The organism is Pontivivens ytuae, assembly GCF_015679265.1.
GTDB classification, from domain to species: domain Bacteria; phylum Pseudomonadota; class Alphaproteobacteria; order Rhodobacterales; family Rhodobacteraceae; genus Pontivivens; species Pontivivens ytuae.
The window spans coordinates 3,891,856-3,915,832 of the sequence record NZ_CP064942.1 but is presented as its reverse complement, the minus strand read 5'-3'; the positions used below and the strand labels follow the sequence as shown (position 1 = coordinate 3,915,832).

31 protein-coding genes, 1 tRNA gene and 1 pseudogene are annotated in these 23,977 nt (G+C 67.6%); 24 read left to right on the top strand and 9 right to left on the bottom strand.

Features of this window, described 5'->3' with window-relative positions; genetic code table 11:
• Window position 1: 1 nt before the first annotated feature.
• On the bottom strand, window positions 2-139 hold the full coding sequence (locus I0K15_RS19555; RefSeq protein WP_196103148.1) for a hypothetical protein: 138 nt from the start codon (window positions 137-139) through the stop codon (window positions 2-4).
• Window positions 140-269: 130 nt separating this feature from the next.
• On the opposite strand from I0K15_RS19555, the gene I0K15_RS19550 reads away from it, so the two are divergent.
• Entirely contained in the window at window positions 270-821 is a 552-nt protein-coding gene (locus I0K15_RS19550; RefSeq protein WP_196103147.1) for a shikimate kinase, read from the top strand.
• Window positions 818-1,933: a 3-dehydroquinate synthase gene (gene aroB / locus I0K15_RS19545; RefSeq protein WP_196103146.1), complete on the top strand. Its 1,116-nt coding sequence runs from the start codon at window positions 818-820 to the stop codon at window positions 1,931-1,933. Before I0K15_RS19550 ends, aroB begins: the two co-directional genes overlap by 4 nt.
• Window positions 1,934-2,089: 156 nt before the next feature.
• On the opposite strand, the gene I0K15_RS19540 is transcribed toward aroB, so the two are convergent.
• Window positions 2,090-3,019: a DMT family transporter gene (locus tag I0K15_RS19540; protein ID WP_196103145.1), complete on the bottom strand. Its 930-nt coding sequence runs from the start codon at window positions 3,017-3,019 to the stop codon at window positions 2,090-2,092.
• 221 nt (window positions 3,020-3,240) lie between these two features.
• On the opposite strand from I0K15_RS19540, the gene I0K15_RS19535 reads away from it, so the two are divergent.
• On the top strand, window positions 3,241-3,951 hold the full coding sequence (locus tag I0K15_RS19535; RefSeq protein WP_196103144.1) for an SDR family NAD(P)-dependent oxidoreductase: 711 nt from the start codon (window positions 3,241-3,243) through the stop codon (window positions 3,949-3,951).
• A gap of 34 nt (window positions 3,952-3,985) precedes the next feature.
• On the opposite strand, the gene I0K15_RS19530 is transcribed toward I0K15_RS19535, so the two are convergent.
• From I0K15_RS19530 to I0K15_RS19515, 4 genes are all read right to left on the bottom strand, one after another.
• Window positions 3,986-4,462 (bottom strand): GNAT family N-acetyltransferase, encoded by a 477-nt coding sequence (locus I0K15_RS19530; protein ID WP_196103143.1) that lies wholly within the window; start codon window positions 4,460-4,462, stop codon window positions 3,986-3,988.
• Window positions 4,463-4,493: 31 nt separating this feature from the next.
• A tRNA-Gly gene (locus I0K15_RS19525) sits at window positions 4,494-4,569 on the bottom strand.
• 72 nt (window positions 4,570-4,641) lie between these two features.
• Window positions 4,642-4,794: a hypothetical protein gene (locus tag I0K15_RS19520; protein WP_196103142.1), complete on the bottom strand. Its 153-nt coding sequence runs from the start codon at window positions 4,792-4,794 to the stop codon at window positions 4,642-4,644.
• A gap of 149 nt (window positions 4,795-4,943) precedes the next feature.
• Entirely contained in the window at window positions 4,944-5,081 is a 138-nt protein-coding gene (locus tag I0K15_RS19515) for a hypothetical protein (protein WP_196103141.1), read from the bottom strand.
• Window positions 5,082-5,265: 184 nt separating this feature from the next.
• Here I0K15_RS19515 and I0K15_RS19510 point away from each other — a divergent pair, with 184 nt between their 5' ends.
• The 7 genes from I0K15_RS19510 (at window position 5,266) to ureC (ending at window position 10,627) form a co-directional block, all read left to right on the top strand.
• Entirely contained in the window at window positions 5,266-6,294 is a 1,029-nt protein-coding gene (locus I0K15_RS19510; RefSeq protein ID WP_196103140.1) for an AraC family transcriptional regulator, read from the top strand.
• 113 nt (window positions 6,295-6,407) lie between these two features.
• Window positions 6,408-7,226: an urease accessory protein UreD gene (locus I0K15_RS19505; protein WP_196103139.1), complete on the top strand. Its 819-nt coding sequence runs from the start codon at window positions 6,408-6,410 to the stop codon at window positions 7,224-7,226.
• 6 nt (window positions 7,227-7,232) lie between these two features.
• Window positions 7,233-7,535, top strand: coding sequence for an urease subunit gamma (locus I0K15_RS19500; protein WP_196103138.1), 303 nt, complete (start codon window positions 7,233-7,235; stop codon window positions 7,533-7,535).
• Between the two features lie 48 nt (window positions 7,536-7,583).
• Window positions 7,584-7,730: a peptidase M23 gene (locus tag I0K15_RS19495; protein WP_196103137.1), complete on the top strand. Its 147-nt coding sequence runs from the start codon at window positions 7,584-7,586 to the stop codon at window positions 7,728-7,730.
• Window positions 7,727-8,032 carry an urease subunit beta gene (locus tag I0K15_RS19490; protein WP_196103136.1) on the top strand — a complete coding sequence of 102 codons (306 nt, stop codon included), beginning with the start codon at window positions 7,727-7,729 and terminating at the stop codon, window positions 8,030-8,032. Before I0K15_RS19495 ends, I0K15_RS19490 begins: the two co-directional genes overlap by 4 nt.
• Before the next feature lie 43 nt (window positions 8,033-8,075).
• The gene (locus I0K15_RS19485; protein WP_196103135.1) at window positions 8,076-8,882 is read left to right on the top strand and encodes a cyclase family protein; all 807 of its coding nucleotides are present in this window, start codon (window positions 8,076-8,078) and stop codon (window positions 8,880-8,882) included.
• Window positions 8,883-8,926: 44 nt separating this feature from the next.
• Window positions 8,927-10,627, top strand: a complete 1,701-nt coding sequence (gene ureC, locus I0K15_RS19480; RefSeq protein WP_196103134.1) for an urease subunit alpha — start codon at window positions 8,927-8,929, stop codon at window positions 10,625-10,627.
• Between the two features lies 1 nt (window position 10,628).
• On the opposite strand, the gene I0K15_RS19475 is transcribed toward ureC, so the two are convergent.
• Window positions 10,629-11,471, bottom strand: coding sequence for a DUF7946 domain-containing protein (locus I0K15_RS19475; RefSeq protein ID WP_196103133.1), 843 nt, complete (start codon window positions 11,469-11,471; stop codon window positions 10,629-10,631).
• A gap of 49 nt (window positions 11,472-11,520) precedes the next feature.
• Here I0K15_RS19475 and I0K15_RS19470 point away from each other — a divergent pair, with 49 nt between their 5' ends.
• The 5 genes and pseudogenes from I0K15_RS19470 (at window position 11,521) to ureG (ending at window position 14,048) form a co-directional block, all read left to right on the top strand.
• A complete protein-coding gene (locus I0K15_RS19470; protein WP_230374194.1) occupies window positions 11,521-11,979 on the top strand; it encodes an urease accessory protein UreE in 459 nt (152 codons plus the stop codon).
• A 39-nt stretch (window positions 11,980-12,018) separates the two neighbouring features.
• Entirely contained in the window at window positions 12,019-12,636 is a 618-nt protein-coding gene (locus I0K15_RS19465; RefSeq protein ID WP_196103132.1) for an urease accessory protein UreF, read from the top strand.
• Window positions 12,633-12,923: pseudogene (locus I0K15_RS21225) on the top strand (carboxymuconolactone decarboxylase family protein); the annotation flags it as partial. The gene I0K15_RS19465 and the pseudogene I0K15_RS21225, both read left to right, overlap by 4 nt.
• An 85-nt stretch (window positions 12,924-13,008) precedes the next feature.
• Window positions 13,009-13,425, top strand: coding sequence for a DUF3995 domain-containing protein (locus tag I0K15_RS21135; protein WP_230374193.1), 417 nt, complete (start codon window positions 13,009-13,011; stop codon window positions 13,423-13,425).
• 11 nt (window positions 13,426-13,436) lie between these two features.
• Window positions 13,437-14,048: an urease accessory protein UreG gene (gene ureG, locus I0K15_RS21130; protein ID WP_230374192.1), complete on the top strand. Its 612-nt coding sequence runs from the start codon at window positions 13,437-13,439 to the stop codon at window positions 14,046-14,048.
• Window positions 14,049-14,171: 123 nt separating this feature from the next.
• Here the strand turns inward: ureG and I0K15_RS19455 are convergent, their stop codons facing one another.
• A complete protein-coding gene (locus I0K15_RS19455) occupies window positions 14,172-14,576 on the bottom strand; it encodes a hypothetical protein (protein WP_196103130.1) in 405 nt (134 codons plus the stop codon).
• Complete coding sequence (locus tag I0K15_RS19450; protein ID WP_196103129.1) at window positions 14,573-15,775, bottom strand: pyridoxal phosphate-dependent aminotransferase; 1,203 nt, start codon at window positions 15,773-15,775, stop codon at window positions 14,573-14,575. The genes I0K15_RS19455 and I0K15_RS19450 overlap by 4 nt, the downstream gene beginning before the upstream one ends.
• Window positions 15,776-15,939: 164 nt before the next feature.
• Between I0K15_RS19450 and I0K15_RS19445 the strand changes: the two genes are divergently transcribed.
• From I0K15_RS19445 to prmC, 9 genes are all read left to right on the top strand, one after another.
• Window positions 15,940-16,332, top strand: a complete 393-nt coding sequence (locus tag I0K15_RS19445) for a helix-turn-helix domain-containing protein (protein ID WP_196103128.1) — start codon at window positions 15,940-15,942, stop codon at window positions 16,330-16,332.
• 72 nt (window positions 16,333-16,404) lie between these two features.
• Window positions 16,405-17,316 (top strand): ROK family protein, encoded by a 912-nt coding sequence (locus I0K15_RS19440; protein WP_196103127.1) that lies wholly within the window; start codon window positions 16,405-16,407, stop codon window positions 17,314-17,316.
• Between the two features lie 2 nt (window positions 17,317-17,318).
• Window positions 17,319-17,573, top strand: a complete 255-nt coding sequence (locus tag I0K15_RS19435) for a succinate dehydrogenase assembly factor 2 (protein WP_196103126.1) — start codon at window positions 17,319-17,321, stop codon at window positions 17,571-17,573.
• Window positions 17,574-17,637: 64 nt separating this feature from the next.
• Window positions 17,638-18,147, top strand: coding sequence for a MarR family winged helix-turn-helix transcriptional regulator (locus I0K15_RS19430; RefSeq protein WP_230374191.1), 510 nt, complete (start codon window positions 17,638-17,640; stop codon window positions 18,145-18,147).
• Between the two features lie 353 nt (window positions 18,148-18,500).
• Entirely contained in the window at window positions 18,501-19,712 is a 1,212-nt protein-coding gene (locus I0K15_RS19425; protein ID WP_196103125.1) for a helix-turn-helix domain-containing protein, read from the top strand.
• Window positions 19,713-19,802: 90 nt separating this feature from the next.
• Window positions 19,803-20,933: a flavodoxin-dependent (E)-4-hydroxy-3-methylbut-2-enyl-diphosphate synthase gene (ispG, locus tag I0K15_RS19420; RefSeq protein ID WP_196103124.1), complete on the top strand. Its 1,131-nt coding sequence runs from the start codon at window positions 19,803-19,805 to the stop codon at window positions 20,931-20,933.
• On the top strand, window positions 20,930-21,859 hold the full coding sequence (locus tag I0K15_RS19415; RefSeq protein WP_196103123.1) for a DUF1499 domain-containing protein: 930 nt from the start codon (window positions 20,930-20,932) through the stop codon (window positions 21,857-21,859). The genes ispG and I0K15_RS19415 overlap by 4 nt, the downstream gene beginning before the upstream one ends.
• A 37-nt stretch (window positions 21,860-21,896) precedes the next feature.
• Window positions 21,897-22,958, top strand: a complete 1,062-nt coding sequence (prfA, locus tag I0K15_RS19410) for a peptide chain release factor 1 (RefSeq protein WP_196103122.1) — start codon at window positions 21,897-21,899, stop codon at window positions 22,956-22,958.
• A 66-nt stretch (window positions 22,959-23,024) separates the two neighbouring features.
• On the top strand, window positions 23,025-23,846 hold the full coding sequence (gene prmC, locus I0K15_RS19405) for a peptide chain release factor N(5)-glutamine methyltransferase (protein ID WP_196103121.1): 822 nt from the start codon (window positions 23,025-23,027) through the stop codon (window positions 23,844-23,846).
• Window positions 23,847-23,977: the final 131 nt, after the last annotated feature.

Sequence of the window (23,977 nt, the reverse complement as noted above, 5' to 3'; positions counted from 1 at the left end):
CCTATCCGCCGGCCTGCAGGTCGATATCGATCTCGACCGGAGCGCGCGGCGCCTCGGGCGGTACGATGATCGCGTAAACGGCGAAGCCCGCGCCCACCAGCAACGCGAAAACGAAGAGATAAGCGAGAAAACGCCCCATCTGCCCCCACTTCCCAGGGTCGGGAAAGCCCTTGCCTGCTCAACAGCTTTTTGCCAGATGCTAAGGCAAAGGGGCCGGGCGGTCCAGCGCCGGAAGCCCGGCGCATCAGGCAAGGCGAGGCGAACCGGCGATGACAGGAGATCAGGACGACACGGCGCCGGCGCGCTCCATCGTCCTGATCGGGCTGATGGGGGCCGGCAAGACGAGCGTCGGCCGCAGGCTCGCCGCACGGCTCGGCCTGCCTTTCGTGGACAGCGATGCGGAGATCGAGGAGGCGGCGGGCCAGAGCATCCCGCAGATCTTCGAGACCCTGGGCGAGCCCGCCTTTCGCGACGGTGAGCGCCGGGTGATCGCACGGCTGCTCGCCGGGCCACCGTCCGTCATTGCCACAGGCGGCGGGGCCTGGATGGATGCCGAGACCCGCGCGCTGGTCCGGGAGGGGGCGACGTCCGTCTGGCTGAAGGCGACCGTCGCGACGCTCGCCGGCCGGGTGAAGGACAAGCCGGGGCGGCCCCTGCTGCACGGCAAGGATGTGCACGCCGTGCTCACGCAACTGGCGGAGCAGCGTTATCCGGTCTATGCCGAGGCCGATCTGACGGTGCAGTCGCGGTCCGGGATGGCCCATGACGAGATGGTCCGGCGCATCTTGGAGGGGCTGGAGCAACTGGAGGAGGGGCAATGATCCGCGAAACGGTCGAGGTGGGGCTCGGCGCGCGCAGCTACGATATCGAGATCGGACCGGGCCTTCTGGCCGAAGCGGGCGAGCGGATCGCACCGCTTCTGAAGCGTCCGCGCGTAGCGGTGCTGACCGAACAGCGGGTCGCGGGCCTGCATCTGGAAGCGTTGGAGGCGAGCCTCGCGCGGGCCGGCATCGAGCAGGTCTCGCTGGCGCTGCCGCCCGGCGAGGCGACGAAGGGCTGGGCCGGGCTGGAGCGCGCGGTGGAATGGCTTCTGGCGCAGAAGGTGGAGCGTGATGATCTCGTCGTAGCCTTCGGCGGCGGGGTGATCGGCGATCTCGGCGGCTTCGCGGCCGCGATCCTGCGGCGGGGCGTCGGCTTCGTTCAGGTGCCGACAACGCTGCTCGCCCAGGTGGATTCGGCGGTGGGTGGCAAGACTGGCATCAACTCGGTGCGCGGCAAGAACCTCATTGGGGCGTTTCACCAGCCGCGGCTGGTGCTCGCAGATACGGATCTGCTGGGGACCTTGCCGAAGCGCGATTTCCTCGCAGGCTATGGCGAGGTGGTGAAGTACGGGCTGCTGGGCGACGCCGCCTTCTTCGAATGGCTGGAGACGCAGGGGCCGGGCCTCGCCGCCGGAGATGTCGCGGCGCGGGCGCGGGCGGTGCGCCGGTCCTGCGAGATGAAAGCGGAGATCGTGGCGCGCGACGAGACGGAGCGCGGGGATCGGGCGCTCCTCAACCTGGGCCACACCTTCGGGCACGCGCTGGAGGCCGCGACGGGTTACTCGGACCGGCTGCTCCACGGCGAGGGGGTGGCGGTGGGCTGCCTTCTGGCCTTCCAGCTCTCGGCCCGGCTGGGGCTCTGCGCGCAGGAGCTGCCGGGGCGCCTAGCGCTGCATCTGCGCACGATGGGCATGAAGTCGTCGCTGGCGGATGTGCCGGGCGCGCTGCCCGATGCGGACGGGCTGCTGGAGCTGATGGCGCAGGATAAGAAGGTGCAGGCCGGGCGCATCACCTTCATCCTCGCACGCGCGATCGGTGAGGCGTTCGTCGCGCGGGATGTCGACATGGACGTGGTCCGGGGCCTGCTGGTGGAGGAGTTGGCTGCGCGGTAGTGCGATACCGTCCCGGCCGCAGAGCCGGGACCGCTCCGATATGAAGCGCCCCGCAGCGAAAGACCCCGGATCAGGTCCGGGGCGGTTTCAACCCGAGGAACCGTCCCGCTCGTGATCGGGCGAAATCGTCTACTGGATGATTTCCGAGAAGCCCGATCAGCCCATCCGACCCGGCATCCAGGGCGCGCGACCCGCGATGGCGCCGGAGGCGAGCAGAACGCCGGTGGCGACGATTGCGATGCCGATGGACTTCACGATGCCGACGGGCTCGCCGAGGAAGAGCCAGCCGCCGATCGCAGCCATGACCGGCACCAACGCCGCGCAGGCCGCGACCCGGCTCGGGGCGAGCTTCGACAGCGCATAGCCGTAGGTGAAGGTCGAGACGAAGCCGGACAGCACCCCCTGCATGACGATCTGGAGTGCCAATACGTCCGGCGGCGCCGTCGTGAGCCCCAGTGGCATGACGAAGGACATCGCGATGAACGCCAATGCCGACCAGAAGCAGATCATGGCGGCCGCATCCAGCGGCGCGATCCCGCTGCGGCGATAGGCAATGGTGTAGCAGGCCCAGAGGAACGCGGCGGCCGAGATCAGCAGGTGCCCGCGCCAGCTTCCGGAGGCGGCATTCGTCAGCGCCTCCCACCCGCCGACACCGAGCGCTCCGGCCAGGATCAGGGCAAAGCCGATGACGCGGAGGCGGGAGAAGCGCTCGCCCAGCACGAAGAAGCTGAGGAGCGCGACGTAGAGCGGCAGCATCGAGGGGGCGAAGACACCCGAATCGGCGACCGGCGCATATTGCAGCCCCCAGCTCAGCAGGAAGACGAAGGCGAAACCTCCCGTCAGTGCCACCGTGACGACCTCGCGCCAGGTGGCGAAGGGCGGGATCGGGGAGCGGCGCAGCCAGATCGGGGCGAAGAGCAGCGCCGCGGGCAGGAAGCGAAGGATGCCGACGTCCACCGGCCCGAGCTGTGCGGCGGCCGCCGCGCGGGTAACGATGAGATAGCTTGCCCAGATCGTGAGCGTGACGGCGACGGCGCCCCAGGCGAGCAGGGTGTCGCGGCGCATCGTTGCGGGGGCGGTGGTCATCGGAGCCTCCATCGGTCCGCGCGAGAGTGCATCGGGCGGACCGGCACGTCACGCGGTTTGTCTTTGGTCGGACGAAGAGGCTTTCGATTTCGCCCGGTCACGGGCAAAGCCCGACCGGCGGATGGGGGCCTCCGGTGTCATGGGACGGTCTGACGTCGCGGCCCGCTTGCCGCGGGACCGGCTCTCCGCCACGCTCCGGCCAACGAAGAGGGGAGGCATGCATGCGGGCGATCATCATCGGGGCGACGAGCGGCATCGGCGAGGGACTGGCGAAGAAGATGCTGGCCGAGGGCTGGCAGGTCGGCGTCACCGGGCGCCGGATCGAGCTGCTCGAGGCGATGGCCGCGACCGCGCCCGACCGGGTCTTTGCCGAGCGGATGGACGTGACCGATCCGGTGGCCGCCGAGGCGGGGCTCGCCGCGCTCATCGAACGGATGGGCGGGGCGGACATGATCGTCGTCTCCTCCGGCATCGGGCGCCTCAACAAGGCGCTGGAGACCGGGCCGGAGCTCGAGACCATCGACGTCAACGTGGTGGGCTTCACCCACATGGCGCTCGCCGCGATCCGGCATTTCGAGGGGGCGGGAGCCGGGCACCTCGTCATCATCTCCTCGATCGCGTCGCGGCGCGGGGACGGGGCGGCACCGGCCTACAATGCCTCGAAAGCCTACCAGGCGAGCTACGCGCAGGGCCTGCGCAAGCGGGTTGCACGAAAGGGGCTGCCGATCACGGTGACGGACGTGCAGCCGGGCTTCGTCGATACGGCGATCGTGCAGGGCAAGGTCTTCTGGCTGCAACCGGTCGAGAAGGCGGTGGACCAGATCTGGGCGGGGATGCAGGCCAGGCGCAGCCGGGTCACGGTGACTAAGCGCTGGCGCTTTGTCGCCTGGGCAATGCAGCGCGCGCCGGAGCGGCTGTGGCACAAGGTGTGAGGCCGGGCTTGCGTATTTCGGGAAAGATGAAGGCTCAGGCGAGCCGCTTCTCGTAGCGCAGGACCTCGAGCGGGAAGGCGTAGTCGGATGCGGAGAGGTCGACGAGGGACCGGCCTCTGAGGGTCCAGCCCGATTTCTCGTAGAACCGCGCGGCGCGGGCATTGCCGATGGCGCAGGCGAGCCAGGCGGTGCGCACCCCGGCGGCGCGCAGGCGCTGCTCCCCGTCGTCGAGGAGCGCGCGGGCGATGCCGGTTCCGCGGGCGGCGCGGCTGACGAAGAGCTGGTTGAGTTCGTCGCCCTTGATGATGCAGAGGCCTGTCGGCGCCTCGGCCGCGCCGCTGACCCGCAGGCCGGGCCAGAGCGTGTCGAGCCGTGGGGCAAAGCTGTCGCGTGTGCGAAGGGCCACGAGCTCCGCCGGGACGACATCGGCATGGGCGTCGTGCCAGCCCTCGTGCCACAGCGCCGCGATGCGGTCCGTCTCGGTTCGGGCAGGGGCGCGGACAAAGGACATGTAAAGCAACATGGTCTGTCAGAGATCTCGCTGGAGCGGGCGACCGGGTTCGAACCGGCGACCCTCAGCTTGGGAAGCTGATGCTCTACCAACTGAGCTACACCCGCGTTCCAGCCTCATCCTGCTAGGCGAGGGCGGCGCGGGCGTCAAGGGCCGCGCCGCCTCAGCGCCGTCACGGATCAGGGCTGGACGGGCAGAAGCGTGGTGATGGACTGGACCTGCGGTGCAGTGCCGAGTTTGCCGGTGGTGGGCGCGAAGCTCATGGTCGGCTCCCCGCCCGCGCAGGCGGCAAGGACGGTCAGCAGCAGGATGGCGATCAGCGGACGGGTCATCTTCGGTCTCCTCTCGTGTTTTTGGACGATGGGTCGGTCTGCCTCGTCTGGATGCCGCGGATGGGCGGAGGCGGTCTGCGCGATTTCGAAGAACCTCGTGCCGTTTCGAAATCGCGCGACCCTTTCCGGAACCGATCCGCGGGCGGGTCTCAGAAGCCCGGGGCGAGCGTCGTCAGGCCCGAGGCGTTGGGGTTCGTGCCCTCGGTCGGCGCCATCGACGCGCTGTCGGGCATGGCGCAGGCGGCGAGCAGGGTGGCGAGGGCGAGGGCTGCGATCGTGCGGACCATTCGAGGTCTCCTTCGTGTCGATGATGCGATGCAGCGGAGGTGGGAAAGGCGTGTTCACGACACCGCGCGATCTCGAAATCCGGGTGGGATTGGAAGAAAACGATCTGCTATTTTCGGAATCGACGGGCATTTGACGCGGCGTTCCCCCAAATGGATGGGGTGCGGCGTGCGGGAGGTGCGAAGAATGGAAGCCGGTGAACTCGAAACGATCGCCTTGCTGGTGCGCGGTGGCGGTGCGGCGCTGACGCTGTTTCTCGCGGTGCGCTTCGCATTGATGGGCTGCCGGACAGTGGTCGACACCGCGGGCTTCCTGTTCTGCGCGTTCGCGACGCTGCACACGCTGGGCATGGTGGCGACGCCCTCGGGCTATGGGCTCGACACGCTGAGCTGGGCGGGGCTTGCGCATCTGGCCGGGCGGCTCGATACCGTGGCGTTCTGGGTCATGGCGATGGCGATGTTCGACGACCGGTTCAGGCTGCAGAACTGGCACTTCGCGCCCGGCGTCCTGATGCTGACGCTCACGCTGATTCCTGGGACGGAGGGGCTGTGTGCGCTGCTCGTCGTCGTCCTGATGCTCCACGTGATGGTGCTGGGGCTGCGGGACTTGGACGGCGATCTGGTGGATTTGCGGCGGCGGCTGCGGATGGCGCTCGCCTTCCTGGTGCCGGCGATGGTGATCTCCTCGACGCTGATGAACACGGTGCTGACGGAGCCGGGGCCGTGGGTGGATCTGTTCGAGGCGTCGAAATTCGCTCTGTTGAGCTTCCTTTTCGCCGTGTGGCTGACGCGGATGGAGGAGGGGCTCATCGCGAGCCCCGATCCGGAGGAGCCGCGCCGCACGCCGCCGCTGCCCGCCGCCGACCGGCTGGAGCTCGACCAACTGACGCGCGCGGTGGCCGAGGGGGTCTGCTTCGAGCCGGGGCTGACCATCGGCGCGCTCGCCCAGCGCCTGGAGATGCCGGAGCATCGGTTGCGCCGCCTCATCAACCAGGGGCTGGGCTATCGCAACTTCGCAGCGTTCCTCAACGACCACCGGGTGGAGGAGGCGAAGCGGCGCCTCGCCGATCCCAGCCAGGCGCGGGCGCAGATCATCAGCCATGCCTTCGCGCTCGGCTACAACTCGCTGGCGCCGTTCAACCGGGCGTTCCGCGAGCGGGTGGGCGAGAGCCCGTCGGCCTTCCGCAACCGGGTGCTCGAGGATGCGGTTGCCTGATTTTCGTGCGGAACCGGGATTTCTGCGTCTCAGTTAGGCAAAAACGCGCCGAGCGTGCCGGACGCTGCGCTAACCCGTTGAGATCGTGCGGCACCGTGTCCTAGGCTCAGACCATGCAGCACTCGCGCGACCTCTCGACCGCTCCCACCGCTCATCAGCGGGCCCGTGGGCAGGCGTCGGTGCGGTTCGTGGACGGTCAACTCGCCGGGTTGCGGCAGCAGGGCTCCGGCAAGGCGATGCTGCCCCGGGTGCATGACCGACCCGCCGAGGCGGTCTTCGTCAACACCTGTGGCGGCGTGACCGGCGGCGACCGGTTTTCCTGGACGTTGAATGTGGAGAGCGGTCACGGCGTCGGCACCACGCAGGCGGCGGAGCGGCTCTATGCGGCGAGCGGCGGGCGCGGGCGGATCGAGACGCGGCTGAGCGCGGGCGCCGGCGCGCAGCTCGACTGGCTGCCGATGGAGACGATCCTCTTCGACCGCTGCTCCGTCGACCGGCGGATCGAGGTGGACCTCGCGGGTGACGCCGCTTTCCTGGCGGTGGAGACCATCGTGCTCGGCCGGGCCGCGATGGGCGAGGTTCTGACCCACGCGCATTTCACCGACAACTGGCGCATCCGCCGCGATGGCGTGCTGGTGCAGGCCGAGGCGCTGCGGCTGAGCGGCGATCTGGAGGAGGCGCTGAACGGCTCCGCCACGCTCGGCGGCATCCGCGCGGTCGCGACCCTGATCTACTCGGCACCCGACGCCCATGACCGGCTAAACGCCGCGCGCGCGATGCTGCCCGAGGGCGTGATCTGCGGCGCCTCGGCCTGGAACGGCCAGCTTGTCTGCCGCTTCCACGCGCCGGACAACCGGCCGCTGAAGGCCGCGCTCATCGACTTCCTGACGCGGTTCCGGGGCCTGCCCCTGCCGCGCGTCTGGCACATGTGAGGACTGATGAACCTGACCCCCCGAGAGAAGGACAAGCTGCTCGTCAGCCTCGCGGCCATGGTCGCGCGGGGCCGACTGGAGCGGGGCGTGAAGCTCAACCACCCCGAGGCGATCGCGCTGATCACCGACTTCGTGGTGGAGGGCGCGCGCGACGGCCGCTCGGTGGCGGATCTGATGGAGGCAGGCGCGGGCGTAGTCACGCGGGAGATGTGCATGGAGGGCGTGCCCGAGATGATCCACGACGTGCAGGTCGAGGCGACCTTTCCGGACGGCACGAAGCTCGTGACGGTGCACGCGCCGATCCGGTAGTGCCGGCCTCCGGCGGGGATATTTGGAGCAAGAAGAAGGAGTGGGGCAATGAGAGTACTGGTGGGGCTGGCGGCGATGCCGGGGGCGGCGATGGCGCATGGGGGCGCGCATGTGCATCCGCACGGCGTGGACGGCCTGGTGGCCGCCGTCGTGATGGTGGTGGCGATCGGGGCGCTCGCCTGGGTCTGGCGATGATCCCCGGCGAGGTGATGGCCGCGCCCGGTGAGATCGAGCTCAATGCCGGGGCCGAGGCCGTGGTGCTGACCGTCGCCAATACCGGCGACCGGCCGGTGCAGGTCGGCTCCCACTACCATTTCGCGGAGACGAACCCGGCGCTCGACTTCGACCGGGAGGCGGCGCGGGGCCTGCGCCTCGACATCGCGGCGGGCACCGCGGTGCGCTTCGAGCCGGGACAGAGCCGGGAGGTGCAACTCGTGCCCTATGGCGGCGCGCGGCGGGTCTTCGGCTTCAACGGCAAGGTGATGGGCGATCTCTGAGCCGTGCTAGTCTGCTGACGGTGAACCAGAGGGAGGCGAGACGATGTGCGATATCTGCGTGATCGAGAGCGTGAAGGCCCGGATGCTGTCGCGGCGCGACCTGTTCCGGGGGGCTGCGGCGAGCGTGGCCGTCGGGACTGTCGCGGCGACGCCGAGCCTCGCGCAGGGGGCGAGGCGGGTCGTGGACCTCACTCATACCCTGTCGCCATCGTTTCCGACCTATGGCGGCGATCCGGGGATCGCGATGGACCTCGTGCTGAACTTCGCGGAGAACGGCTACAACCTCAATCAGATCAGCCTCGCCGAGCATTCCGGGACCCATATCGACGCGCCGCTCCACTTCTCGGCGGACGGGACCGCGGTGGATGAGCTCGCGATGGGCGAGCTGGTCGCGCCGCTCGTCTGCATCGACATCCGGGAGAAGGTGGAGACGGACTCCGACGCGATGGTGACGCCCGACGATGTGCAGGCCTGGATCGACGCCCATGGCGAGATCCCGGAGGGTGCGTGCGTCGCGATGCTGTCCGGCTGGGCCGCGCGCGCCGGGGGCGAGGGCTTCCGGAATGCGGACGCGGACGGCGTGATGCACTTCCCCGGCTTCCACAAGGAGGCGACGGACATGCTGTTGGGGACCGGAGCGGCCTCGATCGGCGTGGACACGCTGTCGCTCGATCCGGGGAACTCCGCGGACTTCGCGGTGCACTACTCCTGGCTGCCCGCGGGCCGCTTCGGCATCGAGTGCCTGGCCGGGCTGGAAGAGGTCCCCGCCGCAGGTGCGACCATCGTGATCGGCGCGCCGAAGTGGGCAGGCGGCACCGGCGGCCCGGCGCGCGTGTTTGCGTTGGTCTGAACCATCTGAGGCGCGTGGCGCCAGCCCTTCGGAGATTCTAGTAAATGCCCACATCTATCCCCCGCGCCGCCTATACCGACATGTATGGTCCCACCACCGGGGATCGGGTGCGGCTCGCCGATACGGACCTCATCATCGAGGTTGAGAAAGACCTCACAACCTACGGCGAAGAGGTGAAATTCGGCGGCGGCAAGGTGATCCGCGATGGCATGGGGCAGAGCCAGGCGACGCGGGCCGAAGGGGCTGTGGACACCGTCATCACCAACGCGCTGATCGTCGACCACACCGGCATCTACAAGGCCGATGTGGGCCTGAAGGACGGACGGATCGCGAAGATCGGCAAGGCCGGCAACCCCGACACGCAACCCGGCGTCGACATCGTCATAGGCCCCGGCACCGAGGCCATCGCGGGTGAGGGCCGGATCCTCACCGCAGGGGCCTTCGACGCGCATATCCACTTCATCTGTCCGCAGCAGGTCGAGGACGCGCTCCACTCCGGCGTGACCACCATGCTCGGCGGCGGCACAGGCCCCGCGCATGGCACCCTCGCCACCACCTGCACGCCCGGCCCCTGGCATATCGGGCGGATGCTCCAGGCGCTCGACGCGATGCCGATCAATTTCGGGCTCTCGGGCAAGGGCAACGCCTCCCGCCCCGATGCGATCGTGGAGATGGTGAAGGCCGGAGCCTGTGCGCTGAAGCTGCACGAGGACTGGGGCACCACTCCGCAGGCCATCGACACCTGCCTCTCCGTGGCCGACGACATGGACGTGCAGGTGATGATCCACACCGACACGCTCAACGAGAGCGGCTTCGTGGAGAACACCGTCGCCGCCATGAAGGGCCGGACGATCCACGCCTTCCACACCGAGGGGGCCGGCGGCGGGCACGCACCCGACATCATCAAGGTCTGCGGGCTCGATCACGTGATCCCGTCCTCCACCAACCCCACGCGGCCGTACACGGTAAACACGCTCGAAGAGCATCTCGACATGCTCATGGTCTGCCATCACCTCGACAAGTCGATCCCCGAGGATGTCGCCTTCGCCGAGAGCCGGATCCGGCGGGAGACCATCGCGGCCGAGGACATCCTGCACGACATGGGCGCCTTCTCCATCATCGCATCCGACAGCCAGGCCATGGGCCGGGTGGGCGAGGTCCTGATCCGCACCTGGCAGACGGCGGACAAGATGAAGAAGCAGCGCGGCCGCCTGCCCGAGGAGACGGGCGAGAACGACAATTTCCGCGTCCGCCGCTACATTGCGAAATACACGATCAACCCCGCCATCGCCCACGGGATCAGCCCCCATATCGGCTCGGTGGAGGAGGGCAAGCGCGCCGATCTCTGCCTCTGGAACCCCGCCTTCTTCGGCGTGAAGCCCGAGATGGTGCTGGTCGGCGGCACGATCGCGATGGCGCAGATGGGCGACCCGAACGCCTCGATCCCCACGCCGCAGCCCGTCTACTCGCGGGAGATGTTCGGCGCCTGGGGCCGGTCACAGGAGGCGTCCTCGGTCCATTTCGTCAGCGGCGCGGCGGAGGTGGGGGCGCTCGGCCTGCGCAAGGAGACGGTGGCGGTCGAGAACACCCGCAGCGGCATCGGCAAATCCGCTATGATCCTCAACGCCTACTGCCCCGAGATCGATGTGAACCCCGAAACCTACGAGGTCCGCGCGGACGGCGAGCTGCTGACCTGCGAACCCGCCGAGGTCCTTCCGATGGCGCAGCGGTATTTTTTGTTTTGACCTATTCCGAACGAGCGTCCGAGATATACAGTCTCCTGACGCTTTGGTCTCTAGCCAAACCCGGCTTGGCTGTGACAGCGATCCAACCACGGTTAGCTAGGGCTGAAAGATACATATTTTCGACCTCGTCAAATAGCGGATCGGATACGAAGCCGGTTATGTATCTTCCCTCGTCACCCTCCAGTTCCAAGCGAACGGTACGATTATGGCGCGTCAGAGCGTCGACACGCACCACGAAAGTTGCCATATCTCCAATCTCTAGCTGACCGCCGGAACGAATTACATCTGCTGTTGGATGGTCAATCCTAGTCAGCACGGACGGATTATCTGGTTGAGGGATGATCAACTCATCAGCGGTATAGCCAACCGGAGATACCGCTTTCTTGGTTGCAGGAAGAACTTTATCTAAGACTTCAAGCATAAAGTCTCGGTTAGCTTGTTCACTCTCAAATCTTCCTTGATGTATCTCCTTTGTAAGCTCGGCGAGCTTATTGAAGTGCCCTGCTGCATCGCTTTCCCTACCGCCCGCCATCAAGAATACCCAACTCGTCCAGTCCCACAGGATAGCCTTCGCTCTGTCTCGGAACATATCATGAACCAGAGGCATGACAACCGGGCCAACGGACTGCAGCGTTGCTACGATTTCCAGTGAACCCGCTTGGGGTTTTTCAGCAACAATGTTAAGTGGAAAACGTTCGCGTTGCTTAGGGAAACGGTAGTCAGAGAGGGCGATGAGACCAGTGTTTGCTATCCGATCTAGCCCGATTAGGCTTTCACCTAGTTGTCGCATATCGACGTGGTGCTCGGCAGCTGCCCGTCCATCGTACTTAAATGAGAAATCCATTCTTAGCCAAATTGTTGTTAGAACCGTCTGAACTGAAGCATAAAAAGAAGTGTTCGGAAATACTGTGCGCGCCACCCACCTCACCCATTCCCATGACACCCCCGCGGACACCCTGACGCTGCCCTATGACGACCGGTTCCGGCGGCGGGTGGCGATGTCCTCGGACAATGGCCTGTCCTTCCTGCTCGACCTGCCGGAGGCGGCGGAGCTGCGCCACGGGGACAGCCTCGTGCTGGAGGACGGGCGGCTGATCCGCATCGTCGCCGCAGACGAGCCGATCATGGAGGCGACCCCCGCCGACCCTGCCGATCTCGCCCGCGTCGCCTGGCACGTGGGCAACCGCCACCTGACCTGCCGCATCGGGGCCGATCGCCTGATCCTGCGCGCCGACCGGGTGATCGCCGAGATGCTCGAAAAGCTCGGCTGCACTGTCACCTTCCGCGACGGCCCGTTCCAGCCCGAGGGCGGGGCCTACGGGCAGGGCCGTACCCATGATCATGCGCACTAGCCCCTTCATCTTTCCCCAAATACGCAAGCCCGGCCGGCCATGATGCGCTCCGTCCAACTGCTGCACCAATGGCTCTCGCCCGGCTTTCCGACGGGGGCCTTCGCCTGGTCCCACGGCCTCGACCGGCTGATCGCGGATGGGGAGATCGCGGACGGTGCTGCGCTGGAGGCATGGCTGCGCGGCGTCCTCGAATATGGGGCAGGGTGGTCGGACGCGGTCCTGCTGGCCCAGGCGCACCGCCACCCCGCGCGGCATGCCGAGATCGCGGAGCTCGCCGCCGCCCTGTCGCCTACCCGCGAGCGCCATGCGGAGACCACAGATCAGGGCGCGAGCTTCGCCCGTGTCGCCGGCGGCCGGCCCGCCGCCTATCCCGTGGCCGTTGGGGCTCTCGCGGCGCGGGAGGAGATCGAGCTCACGCTGACCCTCACGCTCTACCTCCAGGCCTTCGCCGCCAACCTCGTCAGCGCCGCCGTCCGCGCGGTGCCGCTGGGTCAGGCGGAGGGCCAGCGGATCGTCACGGCCCTCCTCCCGCTCTGCGAGACCCTTGCAGCGCGCGCGGCGGAGGCCGATCTGGAGGAGGCAGGCTCCTGTGCGGTCCGCGCCGACATGGCCTCCCTGCACCACGAAACCCAGTACTCGAGGATGTTCCGGTCATGAGCGACACCATCGAGGCCGGCCGCCGCCTGTCCGAAGAACTCAACCCTGGGATGGAGGCGGCCCTCGACGCCCGCTACGGCCATCTGCTGCCGGGCATGGCGGAGGGCGTCGTGGACTTCGCCTATGGCCGGCAATACGCCCGGCCCGGCCTGCCGCTGCGCGAGCGCTACATCGCGACCATCGCGGCGCTGACCGCGCTCGGCGGGCAGACGCGACCGCAGCTCAAGGTGAACATCGCGGGCGGGCGCAAGGCCGGGCTGAGCCGGGAGGAGATCGCGGAGACGATCTGGCAGATGAGCCTCTATGGCGGCTTCCCTGCAGCGATCAACGGGCTCAACGCAGCCTCGAAGTCTTCGCCGAGGAGGATGCCGGGTGATCGCCGGTCTCGTGGCCCTGGTCCTTCTCGCCATCGCGGGCCTGCACGCGGCCTGGGCCCTGCGGGCGACGTGGCCTGCCGCGGACGAGACCGCACTGGCGCGCATGGTTGTCGGCAGCTCCGGTATCCAAAGGATGCCATCGGTCGCGGCGTGCTGGGCCGTCGTAGGCGCGCTGCTGATCGTGGCGCTGCTGACGCTCGCGAAGGGCGGCTGGATCGCAGACCCGGCGCCGGGGCTCACCTCCCTGCTGCTCGCCGGATCCGCGGCCATCTTCGGGATCCGCGGCATCGCCTCATGGATCCCGGCATGGCGCGCGCTCTGCCCCGAGGAGCCCTTCGCCACCCTCGATCGCCGATACTACGGACCGCTCTGCCTGGCCCTCGGCCTCGGCCAACTCGCGGTTCTGATCTGAAGGAGAATGAGATGACCTCCCCCAACGGACCCCTGCGCGTGGGCCTCGGCGGCCCGGTGGGCGCGGGCAAGACGGCGCTGACGGCGCAGCTCTGCCGGGCGCTGGCGCCGAAATATTCGGTCGCGGCCATTACAAATGACATCTACACGCGCGAGGATGCGGAGTTCCTGATGCGCGCCCAGGCGCTGCCGCTGGAGCGGATCATGGGGGTGGAGACGGGGGGCTGTCCGCACACCGCGATCCGGGAGGACTGCTCGATCAACCTCAACGCGGTAGACGCGATGGTAGAGAAGTTCCCGGATCTCGACGTCGTGCTGATCGAGAGCGGAGGCGACAACCTCTCGGCCACCTTCTCGCCGGAGCTGGCGGACATCACGCTCTACGTCATCGACGTCTGCGCCGGCGACAAGATCCCACGTAAGGGCGGTCCGGGGATCACGCGCTCGGACCTGCTCGTCATCAACAAGATCGAGCTGGCAGAGGCGGTGGGCGCGTCGCTGGAGGTGATGGACCGGGACGCGAAGGCGCAGCGGGGCGAACGGCCGACGGTCTTCGCCAATGTGAAATCCGGACACGGCGTGCCCGAGATCGTGGCGTTCATCGAGCGGGCCGGCGGGCTTTAGAGACGCGGTTTCGCGCTGCCGCGCGAGGATATTTCCGTTCAAGGTGGAGGAACGGGGCGCGCCGCCGTCCTTCCACCTTGATCCAAATATCCCCGCCGGAGGCATCCGACAGTGGCAAGGGGCTTAGTCGTCGGCCTTGCGGTCGAGCGTGTCGAGCTGGCGTTTGACCAGCGTTGCGCGCAGGTCGTGCATGGCCATCAGCAGGCGGTCGGAATAGGCGGCGATGTCCTCGGCCTCGGCGCGGGACTGGGCCCATTGGGCCGCCCCGTTGATGCGGTCGATCAGGCGTTCGATGTCGTCGCGGTCACGGGCGGACAGCACCGTGCGGCGCGCGGCGATCCAAGCCTCCATCTGCGCGGTCTCGTCCGGTGTCGGCTGCTGCTGGCCGTGGGGCTTTATCTCGCCGGAGCGGATGTTGATCACTGCGAGCGGTTTCAGCTCCAGCCGCCGCTGGCGGTTCTCTGTATCCACGCGGAACACGGCGGCGCCGTTGTCCCGCGTGCGGAAGTGGAGCTCGGGCAGGCTCATGCGAGGCTCGCGCAGAAGCGGGCGATGCGGGTGCAGGCCTCGGTCAGCACGTCGTCGGAGGTGGCGTAGCTGACGCGGAAGGCAGGCGAGAGGCCGAAGGCGCCACCGAAGACCACCGCGACGCCCTCTGCATCGAGCAGTTCGCTGGCGAAGTCCTCGTCGGTTTCCAGCAGCTTGCCGGAGGGCGTGCGCTTGCCGATGCATCCGGCGATGGAGGGGTAGACGTAGAACGCGCCCTCGGGCACCGGGCAGGTGATGCCTTCGCACGCGTTGAGCAGGCGCACCACCAGGTCGCGGCGGCGCTGGAAGGCGACGCGGCTCTCGGTGATGTAGTCCTGCGGGCCGTTCAGTGCCTCGACCGCGGCCCATTGCGAGATGGAGCAGGGGTTGGAGGTGGACTGGCTCTGCACCTTGCGCATGGCCTTGATCAGCTCCTCCGGCCCGGCGGCGTAGCCGATGCGCCAGCCGGTCATGGAGTACGCCTTGGACACGCCGTTGCAGGTGAGTGTGCGGTCGTAGAGCGCGGGCTCGACCTCAGCCGGTGTGGCGAATTCGAAGCCGTCGAAGGTGATGTGCTCGTACATGTCGTCGGTCATCACCCAGACATGCGGGTGCTTCATCAGCACGTCCGTCAGCGCCTTCAACTCGTCGCGCGAATAGCCCGCGCCGGTCGGGTTCGAGGGCGAGTTGAAGATGAACCACTTGGTGCGCGGCGTGATGGCCGCCTCCAACTGCTCCGGCGTGATCTTGTAGGCGGTATCGATCGAGGCCTCGATGACCACCGGCTCGCCGCCGCCCAGCAGCACCATGTCGGGATAGCTCACCCAGTAGGGGGCGGGGATGATGACCTCGTCGCCCGGGTTCAGGGTGGCGACCAGCGCGTTGTAGAGGATCTGCTTGCCGCCCGAGGCGACGCTGACCTGCGCGGTGGTGTAGTCGAGCCCGTTCTCGCGCTTGAACTTCGCGACGATGGCCTCTTTGAGCTCGGGGATGCCGTCGGGCGCGGTGTACTTGGTCTTGCCTGCGTCCATCGCCGCCTTCGCCGCGTCCTTGATGTTGTCGGGCGTGTCGAAGTCGGGCTCGCCCGCACCGAGCCCGATGATGTCGCGGCCCTCGGCCTTCAGCTCCGCTGCGCGGGTGGTCACGGCGATGGTGGGCGAGGGCTTCACGCGGGCGAGGCTGTCGGCGAGGAAAGGCATCGGTCGGCTCCGTTGAACTGGTCGGTCCCTCATAGTGCGCCCGGGCCACGCCGATCAAGCGGGTCGCGCGGGGAGGATTGCGTGTCGGTTTGGGGCGGACAGATGCGGCCCTTGGCACTACGTTGCAGGACAAACACCCGGTTCCACAGGAGGTTGAGCGGCCGATGCAGGACGAGAGCAGCAGCCCGACACAGGACTACTATCACGAAGATACCGCGACCTTCGGCGACCGGATGGCCGCGGCGCGGGAGGCGCTGGGGCTCGATCGCAACGCATTGGCACGGCGCCTCGGCGTGCGGCCCGCGACCATCGAGAACTGGGAGGATGACCGCGCGGAGCCGCGCGCGAACCGGGCGCAGATGCTCGCGGGCGTGCTCGGCGTCTCGCTCACCTGGCTGCTGAGCGGGCAGGGCGACGGCATCGTCAGCGACGAGGGCGAAGGCGGGGCGGAGGTCGCGCCACTGCTCGCCGAGTTGCGCAGCCTGCGCGCCGAACAGCTCCGCATTTCCGAGCGCATGGCCCTGATCGAAAAGCGGTTACGGCGCGCGCTCGTCTGAACGATCCGGCTTGCCACGGCGCGAGCGACCCGATTTAAAGCGCTTCGAAGCCATCGACGCAGTGGGGCACGCATGCCGATCGGAGTGGACTACGGCGGAACCAAGATCGAGGCCATCGCCCTCTCCGACATGGGGGAGGAGCTGGCGCGCCGCCGGGTGCCCACACCGCGCCACGACTATGCGGGCTCCATCGAGGCGGTCGCGACCCTCGTCAACGAGGTGAGTGCGGAGACGGGCCTCGCCGACAGTCCGGTTGGCATGGGCATTCCGGGGGCGGTGGCGCCCGATGGTCGGGTCTTCAACGGCAATTCCACCTGGCTGATCGGCCAACCGCTTGCAGCCGACCTGACCGCGCGGCTGAACCGGCCGGTACGCGTGGCGAACGATGCGAACTGCTTTGTCCTCTCAGAAGCGCGCGACGGCGCGGGGCAGGGGGCCGACGTGGTCTTCGGCGCGATCCTCGGCACGGGCGTGGGCGGTGGCCTCGTCGTGCATGGCCGCATGATCGAGGGCGCATCGGGCATGGGTGGCGAGTGGGGGCATTCGCCGCTGCCGGTCGCTGATCTCTCCGAGTTTCCCGGACCCGAATGTTTCTGCGGGCGGCGCGGCTGCGTGGAGCAGTGGCTCTCCGGCCCGGGGCTGGAGGCCGACTACGCGCGCGATTGCGGCATCACGCCGGGCACCGGCCCCCGCGTGCCGGAGATCGTGGAGCGTGCCAAGGCGGGCGAGGATCAGGCGGAGGCAGCGCTTCAGCGCCACCGGCGCAGGCTCGCTCGCGCCCTTGCCACCGTGGTCAACACCCTCGATCCGGACGTCATCGTGCTGGGTGGCGGCGTGTCGAACCTGCCGGGTCTTGCGGAGGAGCTGTCAGAACTGATGCGACCGCATGTCTACTCGACCTATTCCAACACCACGGTACGCCGGGCGGTCTACGGCGACAGCTCCGGTGTGCGGGGTGCCGCCCATATCGCTTCGGGAGTGTGAGGATGAGCGAGGACCGCGAAACGAGGCTCAAGCGGCTGCGCATGCGGTCGTGGCGGCGCGGGACCAAGGAGATGGATATCATCCTCGGCACCTACTCGGATCACGTAATTGCGCGATTGGACGAAACCGAACTGGACGCCTATGAGGCGTTGCTGGGGGAAAACGACAACGATCTGTACGCGTGGTTTTCCGGAAGAGTTCCCGCGCCCGAAGCCCATGCCTTGACAATACAGCGGATATTGGAAAGCCGGACTTGATGTTAACGTTTCGTTTGCTCTTTACGTGCAAGTTCGGTCAAAATGTCCACGAGGAGAGCTTGTGATGACAGATTTGTCCGATATGCCGAGCGCCCCGCCGGAGCAGGAAGTTTCCGACTTTCTATCGGCGTACCTGGAAACCCTTTCGATGGTGGAGCGGCTGCACCGTCTGTTGCTCGACGTCATCAAGGACGAGTTCGAGCGCCTCGGCGTTATCGACATCAACCCGGTACAGGCGCTGCTGCTGTTCAACGTAGGCGATAACGTGGTCACCGCGGGTGAACTGAAGAGCCGCGGCTACTACCAGGGCTCCAACGTTTCCTACAACCTGAAAAAGCTGGTCGATGCGGGCTACATGCATCATCAGCGCTGCGAGGTCGACCGCCGCGCCGTGCGCGTGCGCCTGACCGACCGCGGCCGGGACATTCGCGCCCTGGTTGCAGCGCTCTTCGAGCGGCACGCGCGCGGCATCCTGAGCCGTTCGGTGTTGCAGCCAGGCCAGATTGCCGAGATCAATGCGGATCTGCGCGGGCTCGAGGTCTACTGGGGCGAGCAGATCCGCTATATCTACTGAAGACGCCGGATGCGCGACTCACATCGCGCGTCAGGTGGGGCCGTGGGGGTCCAAAACGGGGACGGATGGGGCCGTCCGGCGATTTTCCGCCGATAATATCGATCCAGGGTCCAGAAAGTCCTCTCTGTGCGGCTTGTCGTGACGAAATCGGTTCTGCACTTGAACCGCCTCTGTTACGATTGAGCCACAAGCAACGTCGTTAATGCGTTGCAAAATAGATATGATCGCCGCACGATGGTGATCGGGGGCAGATTGGGGCAGTAGACGTGGGCCGGGACAGCGTATTCGGGCATACACCGTCGGAGCACGTGGACACATCGCAGTTCGCGGCGCGCGGTTTTGATTCATATCAGGTGACGCTCGGGGACGAGCTTCGCGGCGAACGTGCCACGAAGGGCAAGTCTCTGTTGGACGTCCAGCGCGACCTCCGCATCAAGGCGGCATACATCGCCGCGATCGAGAGTTGCGATCCTGACGTCTTTCCCAATCGCGGCTTCATCGCCGGCTATGTCCGGAGTTATGCCCGTTATCTCGGCCTGGATCCGGAGGAAGTGTACGAGCGCTTCTGCACCGAATCCGGCTTCTCCGGCGTCAATGCGGAGCTGACGGGCCGCAAGTCGCGCAAGCGTGGCCTGCAGCCCGCGGTCCAGATCGACCTGTCCGAAGATCCGCTGGCCCGCGCCCGTGTGGGCGGCCCGTCCTTGAGCGGCGGCATTGATCTGCGCGCCACGCTGGGCGGCCTCGCCTCGCTCGCCGTCATGGTGAGCCTGCTGGGCGGCGTCGGCTATGGCGGCTGGCGCATCCTGCAGGAGATTCAGCGCGTTGAGCTCGCGCCCGTCGCACAGGCGCCCATCGTCGAGGACCGCGCCACGGCGCTGGCCGAAGAGGGCAATGCCGAGACGGCGCAGCCCGAGGCGCCGATCATCGCGGAGGGCGAGCGGATCGCCGCCCTCGAACGTCTCTATACCCCGGCCCGGCTCGATGCGCCGCGCCTCGACCCGCGCGACGGGCCGATCGCCTCGATCGATCCGGCGTCGGTCAGCAGCTTCGACATGTGGATCCGGCCCGAAGAGGTGGCGGAGACGCCCGGCACCGATCCGCGGCCGGAGGTTATGCTGTCCGACCTCACCGCCGCACCGGTGGCCGTCGCCGAAACCGGCCCGCTGCTGGAGCAGGAAGAAAGCCCGATCCTCGCACTGGAAGCCGTAGTCGAGCAGCCAAGCGGCGTCGCCGTCGTCGCGACCCAGCCCGCCTGGGTCCGGGTGAGCCAGGGCGATGGCGCCACGCTCTTCGAAAAGATACTCGCTGCCGGTGAAGTCTATGACGTCCCGCAGGACGTGGTCGGCCCCGAGCTGCGCGCCGGCAATTCCGGCGCGGTGTTCCTGCGGGTGAGCGGCCAGCTCTACGGGCCGCTCGGTGCCGGACCGCGAGTGGCCAAGAACGTCTCACTGGTGCCTGACGACATCCTCGCGACCTTCAACGAGGCCGAGCTCACCGACGAGCAGCGCGCAGCACTGGCGGGCCAGCTTCCGGCCGGGGACGAGACGGCGCTGTCCACGCAGTAGACCACGCCGAACGGTGCCTTCGCGTCGCGGGTGACATCCCGGGCGCGGACTCCTATCTTCGGGGCGAAGCGGGCCACCCGAGGGAAACCCATGCACAACCACATCCGCCCCTGGCGTAATATCGACCGGCGCAAGAGCCGTCAGATCCATGTGGGCCCGGTCGCCGTCGGCGGTGACGCCCCGATCAGCGTCCAGACGATGACGAACACGCTGACCTACGACGCGAAGGCGACGATCGAGCAGGTGCAGGCCTGTGCGACGGCCGGTGCCGACATCGTCCGCGTCTCCTGCCCGGACGAGGCGAGCACCAAGGCGCTGAAGGAGATCGTGGCCGAAAGTCCGGTGCCGATCGTCGCCGACATCCACTTCCACTACAAACGCGCCATCGAGGCGGCGGAGGCGGGCGCGGCCTGCCTGCGGATCAACCCCGGCAATATCGGCTCGGCCGAGCGGGTGCGCGAGGTGGTGAAGGCGGCGAAGGACCATGGCTGCTCGATCCGGATCGGCGTCAATGCCGGCTCCCTCGAAAAGCACCTCTTGGAGAAGTATGGCGAGCCGTGCCCCGAAGCGATGGTCGAAAGCGGGCTCGATCACATCAAGCTTCTGGAAGACAACGACTTTCACGAGTTCAAGATCAGCGTGAAGGCCTCCGACGTATTCCTCGCCTCCGCCGCCTACATGGCGATTGCGGAGGCGACGGACGCGCCGCTGCACCTCGGCATCACCGAGGCGGGCAGCCACTATGCCGGCACGATCAAGTCGGCCATCGGGCTCGGCAATCTCCTCTGGGCCGGGATCGGCGACACGCTGCGCGTGAGCCTCTCCGCCGATCCGGTCGAGGAGGTGAAGGCGGGCTTCGAGATCCTGAAATCGCTCGGCCTGCGTCACCGCGGCGTCAACATCATCTCCTGCCCCTCCTGCGCGCGGCAGGGTTTCGACGTGATCGCCACCGTGGCGGAGCTGGAAAAGCGACTGGAGCATGTGAAGACGCCGATGTCGCTTTCCATCATCGGCTGCGTGGTGAACGGCCCCGGTGAGGCGCTGATGACCGATGTCGGCTTTACGGGTGGCGGCGCCGGGCATGGCATGGTCTATCTGGCAGGCAAGCAAGACCACAGGCAGGACAACGAAGGCATGATCGATCACATCGTCGAACTGGTGGAGACGCGCGCCGCGCAGATCGAGGCGGATAAGGACGCCGCGGCGGAGGCTGCGGAGTGATCGGAAAAATCGCCTTCGCCGTCGCCGTCCTCATCATCATCGCCGGCATCGTCTCCGTCCTGATGATCCGCAATCTCGGCCACGACGCGCAGGTCTGGCATGTCGATCCGCTGACGGCCCCGACGCCGGAGAGCCCGAACAGCTTCCGCATGGTGCCCCAGCTCGAAGGTTTCGCGCCGTTGACCGAGGAGCGGGTGGACGCGACCGCGCCGATCTACAACGCGAACCCCGCGCTGCTGTCCCAGTCCTTCGACGAGTTCGTGCTGCGCCAGCCGCGGGTCGAGCGGATCGCGGGGACCCCTGAGCAGAACTGGATGACCTATGTGCAGGAGAGCGAGAACCTGCGCTTTCCCGACTACATCTCGGTGAAGTTCGTCGAGCTCGCGGACGGGCAGTCGAGCCTCGCCATCTTCTCCCGCGCGCGGCTCGGCTATTCGGATATGGGCGTGAACCAGCAGCGGGTGGAAAGCTGGCTGCAGGCGATCCAGCAGTTCGAGAGCGACGGGACCACGATCGCGGAGGATGGCTGGCATGTCGATCCGCTGACCGCGCCGCTGGTCGCGGGACTCGACGGGATCCGCATTGTGCCGGTGCTCGATCCCGAGCAGCCGATCACCGACCAGCCGATCGACTATGCCTCCCCGATCTTCCAGGCGAGCCCGGCGGAGCTGAGCCAGGTCTTCGATGCCGGGATCATGGAGGGTGGCAGCGCGCGCCGCATCGCCGGTGAGCCCGGCGGGCCGCGCATCACCTACGCGCTGGAGGATCTGGAGCCGCTCTACATGACCGTCGGCTTCTTCGATCTGGAGAACGGGCAGTCCACGCTCGCCATCTTCGCCCGCGGATCGTCAGAGGCGCAGCCGGATCTGTCGGACGAGCGGATCCAGGCCTGGTTCGGCCCGGTCGCGGCCCTGGTGGCGCAATAGGGTTGACCCCGGTGGCTGCCGGGGTCCACATCGCCGGATGATTTCACAGGACAAGATCGCTGCGCTCCGCGACCGCTTCGCCTATCTGGAGGCGAAGATGGCCGGCGGGCTGGACGGCGCGGAGATGGTCGCGACCGCCCGCGAATATGCCGAGCTGAAGCCGGTGGTCGAGCAGGCGGAGGCCTATGCGAACCTCGTCTCCGACATCGCGGATGCGGAGGAGATGCGCGCCGATCCGGAGATGCGGGCGCTGGCCGAGGAGGAGTTGCCCTCGCTGCGGGCGGCGTTGCCGGAGGCCGAGCGCGCGCTGCAGATCGCGTTGCTGCCGAAGGACGCGGCCGACGCCCGCTCTGCCGTTCTGGAGATCCGGGCCGGGACGGGGGGTGACGAGGCGGCCCTCTTTGCCGCCGATCTCTTCGCCATGTACCGCCGCTTTGCCGAGGCGCAGGGCTGGAAGCTCGAGGTGATCGAGGAGGGAGTGACGGAGCTCGGCGGGCTCAAGGAACTCGTCGCCTCGATCAGCGGCGAGGGCGTTTTTGCCCGGCTGAAATTCGAGAGCGGCGTACACCGCGTCCAGCGCGTTCCGGCCACCGAAAGCGGCGGGCGGATACATACCTCGGCGGCGACAGTGGCGGTGCTGCCCGAGGCTGAAGAGGTCGATATCGAGATCCGCTCCGAGGACATCCGCATCGACACGATGCGCGCGAGTGGCGCCGGCGGCCAGCACGTCAACACGACCGACAGCGCCGTGCGGATCACGCATCTGCCGACGGGGATCGTCGTGACCTCCTCCGAAAAGTCGCAGCACGCCAACCGGGCGAAGGCGATGCAGGTCCTGCGCTCCCGCCTCTACGACCAGCAGCGCGCGGCGGCGGATGCGGAGCGCGCGGCGGAGCGCAAGGGGCAGGTCGGCTCCGGCGACCGGTCGGAGCGGATCCGCACCTACAACTTTCCGCAGGGCCGCGTCACGGATCACCGGATCAACCTGACGCTCTACAAGCTCGACCAGGTGATGCAGGGCGATCTGGGCGAAATCGTCGAGGCGCTGATCGCGGCGGATCAGGCCGAACGGCTGGCAGCACTCGATGCGGCCGGATGAGGGGGCGCTGCCCCCGCGCTGCGCGCTCCCCCGGGATATTTCGACAAGCTGGATGGAGGGGAGACGGTGACGGTCGCTGAGCTTCTCGCCGAAGGGATCGCGGCCTTGCGGGCGGCGGGCGTGCCCGGGGCCGAGCGCGATGCGCGGCGGCTTATGGAGGATCTCGCCGGTGGGCATCTGTCGGCGCGGATGGGCGACGAAGTATCGGAGCCGGCGGTTTACCGCGCGCGGATCGCGGCACGGACGCGGCGGCAGCCGGTGGCGCAGATCCTTGGGCGGCGGGCGTTCTGGGGGCGGGACTTCGAGGTGACACCCGACGTGCTCGACCCTCGGCCGGAGACGGAGACGTTGATCGAGGCCGCACTGGCCGGACCCACGCCGCGGCGGATCCTCGATCTTGGCACCGGGTCGGGCGCGATCCTCGCCACACTGCTCGCCGAATGGTCGGAGGCGCGGGGCGTGGCGACCGATCTCTCAGCGCCCGCGCGGGCCGTTGCTGAGCGGAATCTCGCCACTCACGCGCCCGGACGCTTCGAGGTGATTGCCGCCGACTGGTTCGAGGGTGTGACCGGATCCTTCGACCTGATCGTGTCGAATCCGCCATATATCGCCGCCGACGAGATGGCCGAGCTCGCTCCGGACGTCCGGGACTGGGAGCCGCATCTGGCGCTGACGCCGGGCGGCGACGGGCTCGACGCGTATCGCGCGATTTCAAAAGGATACCACGCGCACCTCGCGCCAGGCGGCCGGATGCTGCTGGAGATCGGCGCGGCACAGGGCGAGAGTGCGGCCGCGCTCTTCGCCCCGGCGCCGGTGGAAGTGTTGCGCGATCTCGACGGTCGCGCACGGGTGCTCAAGATCGTGTCCGCTGACGGCACGTATGACTGAAAAAACGCACGATTGCGGTTGAACTCCGCATCAAAGGAACGATACTTAGAGCACGTTCAGAGGCGATGACTTGTGCCGCCTCCCAATGAACACCGCTTCGATCAGCGTCAGCTTATGAGTATCGCGGGCCG

Coding starts and splice junctions, on each gene's coding strand:
- I0K15_RS19555 (WP_196103148.1), bottom strand. CDS start 139: ATGGGGCGTTTTCTCGCTTATCTCTTCGTTTTCGCGTTGCTGGTGGGC.
- I0K15_RS19550 (WP_196103147.1), top strand. CDS start 270: ATGACAGGAGATCAGGACGACACGGCGCCGGCGCGCTCCATCGTCCTG.
- aroB (WP_196103146.1), top strand. CDS start 818: ATGATCCGCGAAACGGTCGAGGTGGGGCTCGGCGCGCGCAGCTACGAT.
- I0K15_RS19540 (WP_196103145.1), bottom strand. CDS start 3,019: ATGACCACCGCCCCCGCAACGATGCGCCGCGACACCCTGCTCGCCTGG.
- I0K15_RS19535 (WP_196103144.1), top strand. CDS start 3,241: ATGCGGGCGATCATCATCGGGGCGACGAGCGGCATCGGCGAGGGACTG.
- I0K15_RS19530 (WP_196103143.1), bottom strand. CDS start 4,462: ATGTCCTTTGTCCGCGCCCCTGCCCGAACCGAGACGGACCGCATCGCG.
- I0K15_RS19520 (WP_196103142.1), bottom strand. CDS start 4,794: ATGACCCGTCCGCTGATCGCCATCCTGCTGCTGACCGTCCTTGCCGCC.
- I0K15_RS19515 (WP_196103141.1), bottom strand. CDS start 5,081: ATGGTCCGCACGATCGCAGCCCTCGCCCTCGCCACCCTGCTCGCCGCC.
- I0K15_RS19510 (WP_196103140.1), top strand. CDS start 5,266: ATGGAAGCCGGTGAACTCGAAACGATCGCCTTGCTGGTGCGCGGTGGC.
- I0K15_RS19505 (WP_196103139.1), top strand. CDS start 6,408: ATGCAGCACTCGCGCGACCTCTCGACCGCTCCCACCGCTCATCAGCGG.
- I0K15_RS19500 (WP_196103138.1), top strand. CDS start 7,233: ATGAACCTGACCCCCCGAGAGAAGGACAAGCTGCTCGTCAGCCTCGCG.
- I0K15_RS19495 (WP_196103137.1), top strand. CDS start 7,584: ATGAGAGTACTGGTGGGGCTGGCGGCGATGCCGGGGGCGGCGATGGCG.
- I0K15_RS19490 (WP_196103136.1), top strand. CDS start 7,727: ATGATCCCCGGCGAGGTGATGGCCGCGCCCGGTGAGATCGAGCTCAAT.
- I0K15_RS19485 (WP_196103135.1), top strand. CDS start 8,076: ATGTGCGATATCTGCGTGATCGAGAGCGTGAAGGCCCGGATGCTGTCG.
- ureC (WP_196103134.1), top strand. CDS start 8,927: ATGCCCACATCTATCCCCCGCGCCGCCTATACCGACATGTATGGTCCC.
- I0K15_RS19475 (WP_196103133.1), bottom strand. CDS start 11,471: ATGGATTTCTCATTTAAGTACGATGGACGGGCAGCTGCCGAGCACCAC.
- I0K15_RS19465 (WP_196103132.1), top strand. CDS start 12,019: ATGATGCGCTCCGTCCAACTGCTGCACCAATGGCTCTCGCCCGGCTTT.
- ureG (WP_230374192.1), top strand. CDS start 13,437: ATGACCTCCCCCAACGGACCCCTGCGCGTGGGCCTCGGCGGCCCGGTG.
- I0K15_RS19455 (WP_196103130.1), bottom strand. CDS start 14,576: ATGAGCCTGCCCGAGCTCCACTTCCGCACGCGGGACAACGGCGCCGCC.
- I0K15_RS19450 (WP_196103129.1), bottom strand. CDS start 15,775: ATGCCTTTCCTCGCCGACAGCCTCGCCCGCGTGAAGCCCTCGCCCACC.
- I0K15_RS19445 (WP_196103128.1), top strand. CDS start 15,940: ATGCAGGACGAGAGCAGCAGCCCGACACAGGACTACTATCACGAAGAT.
- I0K15_RS19440 (WP_196103127.1), top strand. CDS start 16,405: ATGCCGATCGGAGTGGACTACGGCGGAACCAAGATCGAGGCCATCGCC.
- I0K15_RS19435 (WP_196103126.1), top strand. CDS start 17,319: ATGAGCGAGGACCGCGAAACGAGGCTCAAGCGGCTGCGCATGCGGTCG.
- I0K15_RS19430 (WP_230374191.1), top strand. CDS start 17,638: ATGACAGATTTGTCCGATATGCCGAGCGCCCCGCCGGAGCAGGAAGTT.
- ispG (WP_196103124.1), top strand. CDS start 19,803: ATGCACAACCACATCCGCCCCTGGCGTAATATCGACCGGCGCAAGAGC.
- prfA (WP_196103122.1), top strand. CDS start 21,897: ATGATTTCACAGGACAAGATCGCTGCGCTCCGCGACCGCTTCGCCTAT.